The following is a 14,971-nucleotide window of genomic DNA, read 5'->3' on the forward strand; positions in this document are numbered from 1 at the left end:
GCGTTGCTCAGGCCTTGGCGGCCGTCGTCTGCTCGAACAGGAGCTTCTGGATCCCATCGGCGCTCTCGGGCAGGCCGAACAGGAAGCTCTGCACATACTCGCAGCCCATCTGCTTGAGCTGCTCGGCATCGTGCTCGTCGGCAACGCCTTCCGCCACGACGGAAAGCCCCAGTTCCTGTGCCATCTTGACCATGGAACGAACCAGCACGATGCCTCTGGGCGTCGTGTCTTCCAGAAAGCTCTTGTCGATCTTGATCGTGTCGAAGGGGAAGCTCGACAGATAGGACAGCGACGAATAGCCGGTGCCGAAATCGTCGAGCGACAGGCCGATGCCGATCTGCTTCAGCTTCTGCAGGACGTGCGCCGATTGCTCGGGATTGTCCATCACCAGCGATTCCGTCAGCTCGAGCCGGAAGCTGCCGGGCTGGATGCCGGAGCGGGCGATGACCGAGCGGACGTCGCCGACGAGATCGCGGCGGATCAGCTGGCGGCTGGAAAGATTGACCGACATGAACAGCGGCAGGTCGCCGACCTGCTTCTGCCAGCGGTAGAGGTCTTCGGCCGCCTGCTGCATTGCGAACAGGCCGAGCGGCACGATCAGCCCGGAGCTTTCGGCGACCGGGATGAAATCCGCCGGCGCCACCGTGCCGCGCCGTGGATGCTCCCAGCGCAGAAGCGCTTCGAAGCCGGCGATGGATTGGTCCGAAAGACGAATGATCGGCTGGTAGGCGAGCTTCATCTCGGAACGCTCGATGGCGCGCCGGAGATCGGATTCGACGCGCAGCCGGTTGTTGCCGATCGAGCGGAAGGCGGGCCGGAAGGGCTCGATCCGGTCGCCGCCGAAACGCTTGGCCTGGTACATGGCCAGCTCGGCATCCTTCAGCATCTCTTCGGCCGACGCTTGCGCCGAGGTCCACGAGATGAGGCCGATGGACGGCGTCAGGACGATCTCGCGCCGGGCGAAGGTGACGGGCGTGCGGATCGCCTGTTTCACCGCGTCGGCCACGGCGGCGATGCGCGCCGGCTCCTGCTCGGAAAGGAGGATCATGGCGAACTGGTCGCCGGACAGCCGGGACAGGGAATCGCGCGGCTTCAAAAGCCTGTGCAGGCGCCGCGCGATGGTCAGGAGGATCGTGTCGCCGACCGATATGCCAAGCTCGTCATTGACCTGCTTGAAGCGGTCGATGTCGATCACGAAGACGGTCGGCCGCACCTTCTGCTCGGTGCGCGCGATGGCGATGATCGCGTCGAGCCGGTTGAGGAACAATTCGCGGCTCGGCAGGCCGGTGAGGTTGTCGTGCACGGCATCGTGCAGCAGGCGCTCCTCTGCCTTCTTCTGCTCGGTGACGTCGACCATGGTGCCGACGCAGCGGATGATCTGCCCGTCGGAACCGATCACCGGCCGAGCCCGGAGCGCGAACCAGTGATAGTGCCCATCGGCGCCGCGCAGGCGGAAACTCTGCGAGATGCGGCCGCGCCGGTGCTCGAGCACCACGTCGAGCGTCGTGCGGAACGTGTCGCGGTCGTCCGTGTGCAGCAGCGACAGCCAGTTGCGCGCCGGGCCGTTCAGGCTGCCGGCGGGCAGGCCGAGCTGCTTGCTGACGTCGGGCCGCGTGATGACGCGGTCGCGCGCCACGTCCCAATCCCACACCACGTCGCCCGAGCCGGTGATCGCCAGCGCCTGGCGCTCCATGTCGCTGAACAGGCCCTGGAACAGGGCGCCGCCGGCAAAGGCGTGCTGCATGACCGTGAAGCCGATCAAGAGGATGATCAGGATCAGCCCGCCGCCGATGGCCGGCTGCACGATGTCGTTGTCCAGCGCGCCCGTGATCGCCATCCATGATCCGACCAGCCACGCGATGATCATCACCCAGCTGGGCACCAGCATGATGGCGCGGTCATAGCCCTGCAGGCTGAGATAGACGATGATGCAAAGGCCGATCACCGCCGTGGCGGCAAAGGACAGGCGGGCAATGCCGGCCGACGCCGCGGGGTCGATGATGGCGAAGCCGGCGATGATCACCAAGCCGAGGATCCAGGCAAGCACGCCGTAGCTGAAATGGTCGTGCCAGCGGTTCAAATTGAGATAGGCGAACAGGAACACCACCAGGGTCGCCGCCAGCCCGACCTCGGTGCCGGCGCGCCATATCTGCTCATTGCCGGGCGATATCTCGATGACCTTGTTGAGGAAGCCGAAATCGATGGAGATGTAGGCAAGCACCGCCCAGGCAAGTGCTGCCGTGGCGGGGAACATGGACGTTCCCTTGACGACGAAAAGAATGGTCAGGAACAGGGCGAGCAGGCCGGCAATGCCGATGACGATGCCGCGAAACAGCGTGTAGGCGTTGACCGTGTCCTTGTAGGAGGCCGGATCCCACAGATAGACCTGCGGAAGATTGGGCGACGACAGTTCGGCGACGAAGGTGACGACGGAGCCGGGATTGAGCGTGACCAGGAATTCGTCGGCGTCGGGGCTTTCCTGCCGGTCGAGCGTGAAGCCGGCGCTCGGCGTGATGGCGGCGATGCGCTGCGAGCCGAGGTCGGGCCAGAACAGACCCGAGCCGACGAGACGGAAATGCGGCGCGACGATCAGCCGGTCGAGCTGCTGCTCGGTCGTGTTGGCGAGCGCGAAGACCGCCCAGTCACCGGTCGAGCGCGCGTCCTGCGCCTCCACCTCGATGCGGCGCACGATGCCGTCCACATCAGGTGCGGTGGACACCTGGAACACATCCCCCTGGCCGCGGTGAATCTCTACGGCTTTCGACAGATCGAGCGCCACGTCGTCGCGGGCGATCTTGATCGGTTCGATGGCAGAGGCTGTCGTGGAGGCCGCCGTAAGGAGAATCAATGCGGCAAGGATTGTCGCCAGGAATGCGTGGATTTGGGATCGCGACAATAAATCAGCCCCGTTCTTCTAGAGCGCCGCGCATCCATTCGGACGCACAAGGACGCTCTATCCTTTTTGTTTCTCTGCATTTATGCGGATGTCAGGTGATTCCACCTGACTGCAAAATGCTATAATGCAGGCACACGATGCTCCCCGGCAACCAACGCATAGAGATAGTGATCGCGCCAAGAACCATTGATCCTGAGATAGGATTTGAGAAGGCCTTCGCGCTGAAATCCGGCTTTTTCAAGTAAGCCCACCGAACGATCATTATCTGGAATACAGGCGGCCTCGAGACGGTGCAACCGCAACGTATCGAAGGCGAAGGGAATCACCAGGCGAATGGCGTCGAGCATCATGCCCTGGCCCGCATAGCGCTGTCCCATCCAGTATCCGATACTGCCCGTCTGGGCGACGCCGCGGCGGATGTTCGACAGGGTGATGCCGCCGGTCAGCGTTTCGCTGCGGGCGTCGAAAAGAAAAAAGGCGACACCCGTGCCCTGGTCGAACTCGCCGCGATAGCGCCGCAGCCTTTGCCGGAACGCGCCCCTGGACAATTCGTCCGGCGCCCAGCGCGGTTCCCAGGGTTCCAGAAAGGAACGGCTTTCATTGCGCAGTGCCGCCCATTCGGCGTGATCGCCCATCACCGGCATGCGCAGAAACACGCGTTCACCCTTGAGCGCCGGGGGTGGGCGGCGGAAGAAGGGTACGTCCAGCATTATCTGCCCGTTGAGCCTAGACGGCGAGCTTGCGCGGCATGGATCCCTGATCGGCCAGCGCGTCCTGGATTGCCTCGAACGGCGCAAGCGTACCCACGGGACCTATCGCGGTGACGGTCGGCTTCGACGTGAACAGGCGCGCCGACAGATCGGTCAGCCGGTCGACGGTGAGGTTCGACAAACGGTCCATCAGCTCGTCGACATCGATGGGGCGGCCGTAAAGCAGAAGCTGCCGGGCGATCTGCGAGGCGCGGCTCGCCGGATTCTCGCGCGCCATCATCAGGCCGGCGCGATACTGCGCGCGGGCGCGGTCGAGTTCGTCCTGGCCGATCTGCTGGCCGGCCTTCTGCAATTCGCCGAGAATGAGCGGCACGAGCGCCTCGATATCCTCCTTGCCGGTCGCCGCGTGGACGCCGAAAATGCCCGTGTCGGAGAAGCCCCAATGGAAGGCATAGATCGAGTAGCACAGCCCGTGCTTCTCGCGCACTTCCTGGAACAGGCGCGAGGACATGCCGCCGCCGAGGATCGACGACAGCACCTGCGAGGCATAGAAATCGCGCACATGATAGGCGCGCCCCTCGAAGCCGAGGATGATCTGCGCATCCATCAGGTCGCGGTGTTCGCGATAGTCGCCGCCGACATAGTTCGCGTATTGCGGCATGACGCCTGCGGCCTTGCTGCGGAAGCTGCCCAGACGATCTTCGATCTCGCGAACGAAATCGTCGTGCTTCAAACCGCCGGCCGCCACGATGACCATGCGGTCGGCGGAGTATTGCCGTTCGAGAAAGCCACGTAACTGCTCTGAGGTGAAGGACTGAACCGTTTCGGGTGTCCCAAGCACCGATCGCCCGATGGCCTGGTGGCGGAACGCTGTCTCGGTGAAGCGGTCGAAGACAATGTCGTCGGGCACGTCGTGGGCGGCGCCGATTTCCTGCAGGATGACATGCTGCTCGCGCTCCAATTCGCGCGGATCGAACTTCGAATCCATCAGGATGTCGGCGAGAATGTCGACGGCAAGCGGCATGTCGGCGCTCAGCACGCGGGCGTAGAAGGCCGTCGTCTCGACGCTGGTAGCCGCGTTGATCTCGCCGCCGACATCCTCGATGTCCGTGGCGATCTGCCGTGCCGTTCGCTTGCTCGTGCCCTTGAAGGCCATGTGCTCGAGCAGATGCGCGATGCCGTGCTCATTGTCATACTCGTTGCGCGATCCGGATTTGACCCAGATGCCCAGCGCGACGGTTTCCAGATGCGGCAGGGTTTCGGTTGCTACCGTCAGGCCGTTCGACAGACGGCTTACCTCAACACCCATATTGACGTTACTCCCAGAACTGATTCAACGTGCCGCCCTTGCGCGGCGATTTATGTGATCTTCTATCATTTTTAGATTTGATGGAAGGACCGTAAAGGACTCTTCCTTCTCCATCAGCCCGTCGAGCCATGAGGGGAGCACCGGCACGACGCCGCTTGCCGCCAGCACGGCCTGCGGGAATTTCGCCGGATGCGCCGTCGCCAGGACGACCATCGGCGTCGCCGAAGAATCCATCCCGCGCGCGACCTTGACGCCGGTCGCCGTGTGTGGATCGAGCAGATAGCCGCTTGACGCGCGAACCTCGCGGATGGTCGCCGCAGTCTCTTCCATGGTGGAGCTTTGCGCGACGAAGTCGGCGCGGATCGCTGCCAGCGTATCGGCGGCGATGGAGAAGCTGCCCGCCTGCTTGAGCATGTCCATGCAGCGGCGGATTTCGTCGGCGTTCTCGCCCGAGGCGAAGAACAGCAGGCGTTCGAAATTCGACGACACCTGGATGTCCATCGACGGAGAGGTGGTGGCGATGACGTCGCGCGTCGCGTAATCGCCCGTGGCCAGCGCCCGCGCCAGAATGTCGTTGTCGTTGGTGGCGACGACCAGCCGGTCGATCGGCAGGCCCATCCGCTTGGCGGCGTATCCGGCGAAGATGTCGCCGAAATTGCCGGTCGGCACGGTGAATGAGACATCCCGGTCCGGCGCGCCGAGCGACACGGCGGCCGAGAAATAATAGACGATCTGCGCCATCACGCGCGCCCAGTTGATGGAGTTGACGCCCGACAGCGAAACGCGATCGCGGAAGCGATGGTCGTTGAACATGTCCTTCAGCAGCGCCTGGCAATCATCGAAATTGCCTTCCACGGCGAGCGCGTGGACATTGGCGGCGGACGAGGTCGTCATCTGGCGCTGCTGCACCGGCGAGACGCGGCCTTCGGGAAACAGGATGAACACATCGGCGCGTTCGGTGCCGGCGAAGGCCTCGATCGCCGCTCCGCCCGTGTCGCCGGACGTGGCGCCGACGATCGTCACCCGCGCATCTCGTTTCGCCAGCACATGGTCCATCAGCCGGGCGAGCAATTGCATCGCCACATCCTTGAAGGCGAGGGTCGGGCCATGAAACAGTTCCAGAATGAACTCGTTCGGCCCGGTCTGCACCAGCGGGCAAACGGCGGGATGCCGAAACGTGGCGTAGCTTTCCTCGATGATGCGACGCAAAGTCGCGGGCTCGATCTCGCCACCGATGAAGGGGTTGAGCACGCGAAAGGCGATCTCGGCATAGGAAAGGCCGCGCATGGCGCGAATATCCTCGGCGGAAAATTCCGGCCATTCACGCGGTACGTAGAGCCCGCCGTCGCGCGCCAGCCCGGCCAGCATCGCATCGCAAAAACCGAGCGCCGGCGCATTGCCGCGCGTACTGATGTAGTCTATCGCCATTCGTCGCTTTGCCTCATGACTGCGAGGGAGAGCGGCCTTAGCAAATGCCAGGAGCCCGTCGCATTCTGGCCGCGGGTTTGGTATAGAGCATGTTTTGGACGGGTGGGAACCGGTTTTCCACCCGTCATGTGCGGAAATCGATTGGAACTGACGGGTTGATTGGCGTTTGGCCGCAAAATCTGTCAGATGGTTCCAGCTTCGCTTGAGGGTCGTGCAGTTTTACGGGGCGTGTCACTTGATCAACCATCGTCTTTTAGTCAATTCCATCCTGTTTTCCGTTATCGCCGTCGTGTCGGGCTGCCAGTCCGGCGAGACGCTCGGCGCCCTCGATGCGGGCAAGCAAGACGCTGCACAGAGCGCGGAAACGTCGCCTGACGTCGTGCGCGAGAGCGAATTGAGGGCCTATTGCCCTCCGGCCGTGCTGCGCGAGGGCACGTCGTTCTTCCGCACCTATCAAAAGGGCGCGCAGGATGATGCGAGCAAGCTCATCTACCAGGCTTCGATCAGCGACGTGACGCGTACATGCCGTCACAATGCCGGCTCATTCGGCATGACGGTTGCCGTTGCCGGCAGGGTGGTTCCAGGACCGGTCGGCACCACGGGCTCCGTCACCATGCCGATCCGCGTTGCCGTGCTGCGCGACGACCAGGTCGTCTATTCGAAGCTGTTCCAGCACAATGTGGTGATCAGCGAAACCGCCGGCGCGACGCAGTTCATCTTCAACGATCCGGACATCGTCGTACCCGGTCAAGCTGATCGCAGCATCCAGGTGATCGTCGGCTATGATGAAGGCCCCACCGGCAAACGCTGATTGAAGTCTCCGCTGGTCAGACGGCGCCGTCCCATTCCGACAACGCGGCGAGGACGCCGCTCAGATCTCGGAAGCGGTGGATCACCGTTTCCGCGCCGGCCTCCATCAGCCGGTCCGCATGGCCGGGCTGGATGTGCGCGCCACCGGTAAAGCCGATGACCCGCATGCCGGCGGCCTTGGCGCCGGCCACGCCGTGCACGGAATCCTCGATGACGAAACAGCACGCCGGATCGGCATCCAGCGCCCTGGCAGCGAACAGGAAAACGTCCGGCGCTGGCTTGGGAAGCTTCGACGGCGTGTCGAGCGACGAATAGACGTGACCGCTGAACAGCGGCAGCAGCCGCGTCCTGGTCAATGTGGCTTCGAGGCGGGCGCGGCTCGAATTCGAGCAGATGCATTTCTTGCCTGCGACGCCGGCGACCGCCTCATGGGCGCCCTCGACGGCGCGAATGTCGGTCTTGAGCTTCTTGTCGACTTCCGCTTCCGCCAGGTCGATCAATGACGCCTGCAGGGGCGTCTCCGCGTTCTTCTCGATCGACAGGAGGATATCCTTGAAGGTCAGGCCGGCATAGCGCTCGGCCAACTCTTCGGCGGTGATTTCGACGCCCGCCTCTGTCAGCAAGCGGGCTTCCACGCGTGCGGCGATGATCTCTGAATCGATGAGTACGCCATCGCAATCAAAGATGACGAGATCGGGTGCGGGCATGGCGAAACCTATGGCGCGATGGGAGAAACAAAAAAGGCGGCCCCGGGCATAGCCCCGAAGCCGCCTTGAAAGCAACCGGCGTTTGCCCGGATGGCTTCTATTCGACCATCACCTCGGTGCGTTCGCCGGCGGTGACGGTCGCCTTCTGCCGCTTCTCGGCCTTGTCGCCTTCATAGGTCACAAGCACTTCGTACTCACCGGGGTGCAGCGTTTCCTGGTTTTCCTCGCCATAGGCGCCGCCCAGTTCCTTCTGCCGGCCCTGAATATCCTTCTTGGCTTCCAGGAAATCGATGCGATAGGCGCCGGGAGCGGCAACGGCCAGCACGCCGGCCTCGACGTTGACCGTCGCTTCCGTGCGTTCGCCGGCCTTGACGGTGATCGGCACCATCGCCTCGGCCCGGCCGAGGCGGGCGTTCAGCACGTAGTCGCCGGGCGGTACGTTCATCCCGTTGCCGCCGGACCCATACTGACCGGAAATGGTGTCGCGCTTGCCATTGATGTCGGTCTTGGCGTCGCGCACTTCGAAACGGATGCTGTCGCCTTCCACTTCCGGTCCGCCCTCGGCGTAGACCGCCGTCGGTACGACGACGCCCGATGCAATGATCAAGTCCGTCTCCACCGTTTCCCCAGCCTTGACCGTCAGGGTCTGCTCCGCCGTTGCCTTGTCGATCTTCCCCGTGACGGTCACCGTGCCGGCTGCCACATAGGCACGTACCAGGCCGTAACCGCCATCGTCGCCGCCTTCGAAGGTGATGTCGATGCGCGCATTGTCATCGGCATTGCCGCCGGCGGTTCTTTTCGGCGTGACGTGCAGAACGCCCGCATCGAGCACGGCCACCAGTTCGGTCTGTTTGTCGTCGCTGAGGTCGACGTTGAGCTCGCGGCCGACATTGCCGATTCTGACGCGCACCAGGTAGCTGCCGGCCGGCGCATTGTCCTGGTAAACGCCGCCATAGCCGCCAGCGGCATTGTCTTTGCCCGGCTGACCGTTGGCGGCAACTGGAAACAGGTCCCAACGAACCGAATCATTGCCGTCGAGGTCAGGCCCACCCTCGACGAGCCGGGCGATGCCCTTGAAATTGCGTTCGACGGCCGCCGGCTGTGGCTCCGGCTTGGGTTCTGGCGCCTTGGCGACCGTGGTCGCCAGGGCTTCGGCAAGCTGCCCCGCATCGTCGGCCTTGAGGTAAAGCCCGCCGGTGTTCTCGGCCAGGCAGGCCACCTGCTTGCCCTCTTCGTCGGACAGGCCGAAGCCGACCACATGGGCGGTGAAGTTGACGCCCGTGGCTTCCAGTTCGCGGCCGAGCGCACATGGATCGGCATTGCAGGTCTCCAGGCCATCGGTGACCAGGATGACGGTCGCCTCGTTTTCCTCGATGCGCAATTCCTCGGCGGCAACCCGCACCGCATCAGTCAGCGGCGTCTTGCCTTTCGGGTTCAGACCGTCGGCGAAACGGCCGATCGCGTCGGCTGTTCCCGTGCCGGGCGGCACGGCGATCTCGATGTCGGAGCAGGAGCCTTTTTCGCGATGCCCGTAGGCGACGAGGCCCAACTCGGTTTCAGTGGGGATGGTGCCGAGCACCTGATGCAGCGTGTCGCGGGCGATCTCGATCTTCGTCTTGCCGTCGATCTGCCCCCACATGGAGCCTGACGCATCGAGGACGATGATGGTCTTGCCCGCGGCAAACCCAGGCGTGCCGCAAAACAATGCCACGACGAAAAGGCAGATTCGTAAGCGCAACATAAAGGATCTCCATCCGGCCGACTTGACGCAGGGGAAGATCGCACAGCTTTCACCGGGCCGCAATTCGCCGCCAGCCTTACGGAATATTTACCATCTTCCGTAACCATAACGGCAGCTTAACAGTCCGAGTGAGAGAGCAGCATATGTCCGCCGTGCGTCGTATCGAAGACCTTGCCCCGCAATCAAAGAAAGCCGAATGGCTTGATACGATCATCAAGGGCGATTGCGTTGCCGCCCTTGAGCGCCTGCCGGAAAAATCCATCGACGTGATCTTCGCCGATCCGCCCTACAATCTGCAGCTCGACGGCGCGCTGCACCGGCCCGACCAGTCGCGCGTCGACGCGGTGGACGATGCCTGGGACCAGTTCGACAGTTTCGCCGCCTATGATGCCTTCACCCGTGCCTGGATGCTGGCGGCGCGGCGCGTGCTGAAGCCGAATGGCACGATCTGGGTGATCGGTTCCTATCACAACATTTTTCGTGTCGGCTCGGTGATGCAGGATCTGGGCTACTGGATGCTGAACGACATCGTCTGGCGCAAGACCAATCCGATGCCGAATTTCCGCGGCCGCCGTTTCCAGAACGCCCATGAGACGATGATCTGGGCCTCGCGCGACAAGGCGTCGAAGGGCTACACCTTCAATTACGAGGCGCTGAAGGCGGCCAATGACGATCTGCAGATGCGCTCCGACTGGCTGTTCCCGCTTTGCACCGGCAAGGAACGGCTGAAGAACGAGGACGGCGACAAGCTGCACCCGACCCAGAAGCCCGAAGCGCTTTTGGCGCGCATCATGATGGCCTCGACCAGGCCGGGCGATGTGGTGCTCGATCCCTTCTTCGGCTCCGGCACGACGGGGGCCGTCGCCAAGCGGCTCGGCCGCCATTTCGTCGGCATCGACCGCGAGGAAGGGTATATCAACGCCGCCGCCGCGCGCATTGCCGCCATCGAGCCGCTGGAGAGCATCGACCTCGCTTTGATGCAGGGAAAGCGCGCCGAGCCGCGCGTCGCCTTCGGCAGCCTGATCGAATCGGGCCTGATGAAGCCCGGAACCCTGCTGTTCGACGCCAAGCGGCGCTGGACCGCCAATGTGCGTGCCGACGGCACCATCGCCATCGGCGACGACGCGGGGTCCATCCATCGCGTCGGCGCGCGGGTGCAGGGGCTCGAAGCCTGCAACGGCTGGACGTTCTGGCATTTCGAGGATGCGGGCAGCCTCAAGCCGATCGACGAATTGCGCAGCGTGGTGCGCCAGGGCATGCAGGTGGCGGCTGCCTGAGGGTTGCTGCGGGGCTCCGTCGCCGGCGCCTCTCGCCGCCGTCACGGCATGGATGCCCGGCTCGGGGGCCGGGCATGACGACCTGTGGAGGGATCATGCAATCCTCCTGCGTCTGCGCATGACAGAATCACTTCTGCCATTCGTCACCCTCGGGCCCCGACCCGAGGGTCCATGCCGGAACGCCTGATCCTCGCGCGGCGCCCCGTCGTCAGACGCCGACCCCCAGCCTCCGCAGGTCGTCCCGCAGCCCATCTGCCCCCACAAAATGCACCGCCTGCCAGCCGGCCGCCCTGGCGCCCTCGACGTTCTTCTCGCTGTCATCGATGAACAATGTGGCGTTGGGCTGGAGGCCGAACGTCGCCGCATGCGTGTCGTAGATGGCGCGATCAGGCTTGATCGCCCCGATCGCGCCCGACACGGTGACGCCGCGCGGCCGCTTGAGGAACGAAAACCGCTCGCGCGCCTCGGCAAAGGTGTCGGCGGCGAAATTGGTCAGCATGGTCACGTCGTGGCCGCTGTCGATCAGGGCTTCGAGAATGGCGACCGTATCGTCATAGGCGTGCGGCACCATCTCGTGCCAATGGCGGCGAAAGGCGCGGATGTTGTCGGCCTCGCCTGGATGCTCGGCAATCAGCAGCGCCTCGGCATCACGCCAACTGCGACCGCGATCCTGTTCGATGTTCCATTCCCCCGTGCAGACGTTTTCCAGGAACCAACGCCGTTTTGCTTCGTCGGGGATCAGGCGCTGGTAGGGGATTTCGGGATCGTAATGGACCAGCACTTTTCCGATGTCGAAGACGATGTGACGGATTTGGCTCATGGGTCTTGCTGTCCCTTCAGGATTTCGACGTGGCGCCCGGTATGGCAGCTTCGATTGCCTTTTTCATGACACTGGGCAGCGCTTCGTGGGGCAGGGTGGCGGGCTTGGACCACCAGCCGCCGCCATTGGCGTTCGGTGTGACCTCGGCTTTGAAGATGGCAAGCTCCAGGGCGAAATGCGTGAAGACGTGGCGGATCGTGCCGCAGGAGCGCCAATCGGCGGGAAAGGGGGCGGCGGAGACATCCGCCACGCCGTCCACGCGCGCGGTCCAGCCGCTGGTGGGAACCTCGCTCATGCCGCCGAGCAATCCGTGCGGCGGCCGCTTGCGCAACAGCACCGCGCCATCTTCGCGCATGGCGATGAAGGCCGCGCCGCGCCTGAGAGGCTTGTCGGGTTTGGCCGCCTTCAGCGGAAAGCGCTCGGCCGTGCCGCTGCTTCGCGCCGCGCAACCCTCCGCGATCGGGCAAAGAACGCAGGCCGGCTTGCGCGGCGTGCAGATCGTCGCGCCCAGATCCATCATCGCCTGGGCGAAATCGCCCGGCCGGTCGGCCGGCAAGGCGGTCGCGACGATCTCCCTGATCAATGGCTTGGCCTGCGGCAGCGGCGTTTCCATGGCGGCAAGCCGCGTGACGACGCGCTCCACATTGCCGTCGACGACGGCGGCGCTCCGGTTGAAGGCGATGGCGGCGATGGCGGCGGCCGTATAGTCGCCGATGCCTGGCAGGGATTTCAGCCCGGCCTCCGTATCGGGAAAGCGGCCCGCATGGTCATGGGCGATGGTTTCGGCGCATTTCTTGAGATTGCGCGCTCGCGAATAATAGCCGAGCCCCGCCCATGCCCGCATCACGTCCTCCGTCTCTGCCGCCGCCAGCGCGCCAACGGTCGGCCAGGCGTCGAGAAAGGCCAGATAGTGGCGCTTGACCGCTCCAACAGTCGTTTGCTGCAGCATGATTTCCGAAAGCCAGACACGATAGGGATCGGGACGGACGCCGTGTTTCGTTTCGGCTGGCGGCGTACGCCAGGGCAGATGGCGGTGATGCCGGTCGTACCAGGCAAGCAGCGGCGTGGAGAAATCGGCGAAAGATGCGGTCGCGTCGATGACCAACGCGTCTGGGCGTGCCATACTGGACCCGGTACTCCGATTGTTGCGACAGAGTTTTGAAAGCCACTCATGGCAGGAAATAGATTGGCAGGGAATAAATACATCGGCAATCCCGTCGCCGTCAGCGATCTTGCCTCCAGCATTCTCGATCCGGTGATGCGCAAGCGCGCCGGCATTTCGATCGAGCTCGTGCAGTGCTGGGACGATATTGTCGGTGAACGGCTGGCGGCCAGCACGCGGCCCGAGAAACTCGCCTGGCCGCGCCGTCGTCACGAGGATGACCCGTTCGAGCCGGCTGCGCTGGTGATCGCCTGCGAAGGGGCCTCGGCCCTGCGGCTGCAGCACGAGACGGGTGAAATCATCGCCCGCGTCAATGCCTTCCTCGGCTTTGCAGCCGTTGGCCGCATCAAGATCGTCCAGAAGCCGGTCGCCGCGCCGGTCCGTCGCGCGGTTCCCGTGCAGCGCCCCCTGACCGGCCAGGAACGGGACAAGCTTTCGCGCATGACCGGCGAGATTGACGATGAAGGCCTGCGCGCCTCGCTTACCAAGCTTGGAACGAGCATTCTTCGCGCCGGCAAGTGAAATCAATCACCAAAACGTGATACCGCGCTTGCTTCCGAAAAGCGGCCGCTTGACCCAAATTCGCCCGAAACGCCGCCTTGATGGCATCATGCGGTGTATACACAAAGCTCAAACAGGTGATTCTCCATGTCCGAACTGATCCAGCGCCGAAAGCTCCTTCTCTCCATGGTCGCCTTGCCGGCCATCACGCTCGGGCTCGCCGCCTGCAGCGACAGCGGCGCGGGAACGGCGCAGGCCGAAGGCACGGCCACCGACAAGATGACCACGGCGGCGGTCGAGGCGCCCGCATCGACGGGGACCGTGGACATGGCCAAGCTGCTGGAAGCCGGCGCGCTTGAGGAGAAGGCGCTCGGCGAGGAGAACGCGCCGGTGACCATCGTCGAATACGCATCGATGACCTGCAGCCATTGCGCCAGTTTCCACGCCAACACCTATCCGGCGCTGAAGGAAAAATACATCGACACGGGCAAGGTCCGCTTCATCATGCGCGAGTTCCCGTTCGACCCGCGCGCCGAAGCCGGTTTCATGCTGGCGCGCTGCTCGGATGACAGATATTTCGCCATGGTCGATGTGCTGTTCAAGCAGCAGAACAACTGGGCGCCGGTGCAGGACGCCCAGGCGGCTTTGTTGAAGATTGCCAAGCTGGCCGGTTTTTCCCAAGAGACGTTCGAGGCCTGCCTGACGAACCAGGAACTCCTGAACAACATACGCTCGGTGCGCGAGCGGGGCGCGAATGATTTCGGCATCGATGCGACGCCGACCTTCTTCATCAACGGCAAGAAATACTCCGGAGCCATGTCGATCGACGAGGTTTCGGCGGTTGTCGATCCGTTGCTCTGATTGCCCGACGCGCCGACAACATCGGCAGGAATGGTTGAACACAGATGATGGCGATTGCGATCGGACGCCGGGGCGCCAGTCGTTTTGCGGCAGTCTGCGCGTTGCTTTTTGCGCTTGGCGGAATGGATGCGGCGAACCGGGGACACGCCGAGACGGCTGGCGCGGCAACTGAGATGGAAACGCTCCTGCAACCGGGAGCACTGGAAGAAAAGGTGCTTGGTGCGGCCGACTCACCGGTGACGATCGTTGAATATGCGTCGATGACCTGCGGTCACTGCGCGCGTTTTCACACGGAAACCTTACCGAAGCTGAAGACGCGTTACATCGACACCGGCAAGGTCCGTTACGTCATGCGCAGTCTGCCGACCGATCCGCGCGCGGAGGCCGGCCTGCTGCTTGCCTATTGCGCCGGCGACAAGTATTTCGCCATGTCGGATCTGCTCTACAAGCAGCAGGAAAACTGGGCTCGGGTGCCCGATGCGCGCTCCGCGCTGCTCAAGATCGCCAGAATGGCGGGTTTTTCACAAGAGAGCTTCGAAGCTTGCTTGACGGACCGGCAACTTCTGGATGATGTCAGGTTAATGCGCGATAGGGGTTTGGAGCAGCTTGGCATCACTGCCGCGCCAACGTTCTTCATCAACGGGGTGAAGCACACGGGAGCCATGTCGATTGACGAAATGTCGGCGATCATCGACGGCATGCATTAACGGGCAAGCTGCTTGCCCGCCGGTTTCGCGCGCGCATGACGT

General features: G+C 63.6%; 13 protein-coding genes. 5 read left to right on the forward strand and 8 right to left on the reverse strand.

Annotation, left to right across the window (positions count from 1 at the left end; genetic code table 11):
- Nucleotides 1-7 precede the first annotated feature (7 nt).
- The 4 genes from AB843_RS06845 to thrC form a co-directional block, all read right to left on the reverse strand.
- Nucleotides 8-2,896 (reverse strand): sensor domain-containing phosphodiesterase, encoded by a 2,889-nt coding sequence (locus AB843_RS06845; RefSeq protein WP_048646050.1) that lies wholly within the window; start codon nt 2,894-2,896, stop codon nt 8-10.
- A 119-nt stretch (nt 2,897-3,015) separates the two neighbouring features.
- Entirely contained in the window at nt 3,016-3,606 is a 591-nt protein-coding gene (locus tag AB843_RS06850) for a GNAT family N-acetyltransferase (RefSeq protein WP_048646051.1), read from the reverse strand.
- Between the two features lie 16 nt (nt 3,607-3,622).
- Nucleotides 3,623-4,915 carry a M16 family metallopeptidase gene (locus AB843_RS06855; RefSeq protein ID WP_048646052.1) on the reverse strand — a complete coding sequence of 431 codons (1,293 nt, stop codon included), beginning with the start codon at nt 4,913-4,915 and terminating at the stop codon, nt 3,623-3,625.
- 24 nt (nt 4,916-4,939) lie between these two features.
- Nucleotides 4,940-6,337, reverse strand: coding sequence for a threonine synthase (thrC, locus tag AB843_RS06860; protein ID WP_048646139.1), 1,398 nt, complete (start codon nt 6,335-6,337; stop codon nt 4,940-4,942).
- Nucleotides 6,338-6,578: 241 nt separating this feature from the next.
- On the opposite strand from thrC, the gene AB843_RS06865 reads away from it, so the two are divergent.
- Nucleotides 6,579-7,154 (forward strand): hypothetical protein, encoded by a 576-nt coding sequence (locus AB843_RS06865; RefSeq protein WP_048646053.1) that lies wholly within the window; start codon nt 6,579-6,581, stop codon nt 7,152-7,154.
- A 16-nt stretch (nt 7,155-7,170) separates the two neighbouring features.
- Here AB843_RS06865 and AB843_RS06870 read toward each other — a convergent pair whose 3' ends face one another.
- Both AB843_RS06870 and AB843_RS06875 read right to left on the reverse strand, forming a co-directional pair.
- The gene (locus tag AB843_RS06870; RefSeq protein ID WP_048646054.1) at nt 7,171-7,860 is read right to left on the reverse strand and encodes an HAD family hydrolase; all 690 of its coding nucleotides are present in this window, start codon (nt 7,858-7,860) and stop codon (nt 7,171-7,173) included.
- 97 nt (nt 7,861-7,957) lie between these two features.
- Entirely contained in the window at nt 7,958-9,601 is a 1,644-nt protein-coding gene (locus tag AB843_RS06875; RefSeq protein ID WP_048646055.1) for a vWA domain-containing protein, read from the reverse strand.
- Between the two features lie 143 nt (nt 9,602-9,744).
- Between AB843_RS06875 and AB843_RS06880 the strand changes: the two genes are divergently transcribed.
- Nucleotides 9,745-10,878 carry a site-specific DNA-methyltransferase gene (locus AB843_RS06880; protein ID WP_048646056.1) on the forward strand — a complete coding sequence of 378 codons (1,134 nt, stop codon included), beginning with the start codon at nt 9,745-9,747 and terminating at the stop codon, nt 10,876-10,878.
- A gap of 208 nt (nt 10,879-11,086) precedes the next feature.
- Here the strand turns inward: AB843_RS06880 and AB843_RS06885 are convergent, their stop codons facing one another.
- Nucleotides 11,087-11,698, reverse strand: coding sequence for an HAD family hydrolase (locus AB843_RS06885; RefSeq protein WP_048646057.1), 612 nt, complete (start codon nt 11,696-11,698; stop codon nt 11,087-11,089).
- Between the two features lie 16 nt (nt 11,699-11,714).
- Entirely contained in the window at nt 11,715-12,821 is a 1,107-nt protein-coding gene (gene mutY, locus AB843_RS06890) for an A/G-specific adenine glycosylase (protein ID WP_048646058.1), read from the reverse strand.
- A 48-nt stretch (nt 12,822-12,869) separates the two neighbouring features.
- Here mutY and AB843_RS06895 point away from each other — a divergent pair, with 48 nt between their 5' ends.
- The 3 genes from AB843_RS06895 to AB843_RS06905 all read left to right on the forward strand — a co-directional run bounded on the left by AB843_RS06895 (nt 12,870) and on the right by AB843_RS06905 (nt 14,929).
- Nucleotides 12,870-13,382 (forward strand): DUF721 domain-containing protein, encoded by a 513-nt coding sequence (locus tag AB843_RS06895; RefSeq protein WP_087587050.1) that lies wholly within the window; start codon nt 12,870-12,872, stop codon nt 13,380-13,382.
- 126 nt (nt 13,383-13,508) lie between these two features.
- Nucleotides 13,509-14,222 (forward strand): DsbA family protein, encoded by a 714-nt coding sequence (locus AB843_RS06900; RefSeq protein ID WP_048646060.1) that lies wholly within the window; start codon nt 13,509-13,511, stop codon nt 14,220-14,222.
- A 47-nt stretch (nt 14,223-14,269) separates the two neighbouring features.
- Nucleotides 14,270-14,929 carry a DsbA family protein gene (locus AB843_RS06905; RefSeq protein ID WP_048646140.1) on the forward strand — a complete coding sequence of 220 codons (660 nt, stop codon included), beginning with the start codon at nt 14,270-14,272 and terminating at the stop codon, nt 14,927-14,929.
- Nucleotides 14,930-14,971 lie beyond the last annotated feature (42 nt).

Origin of the sequence: Nitratireductor soli (assembly GCF_001050155.1) — a bacterium.
Lineage (GTDB): Bacteria > Pseudomonadota > Alphaproteobacteria > Rhizobiales > Rhizobiaceae > Nitratireductor > Nitratireductor soli.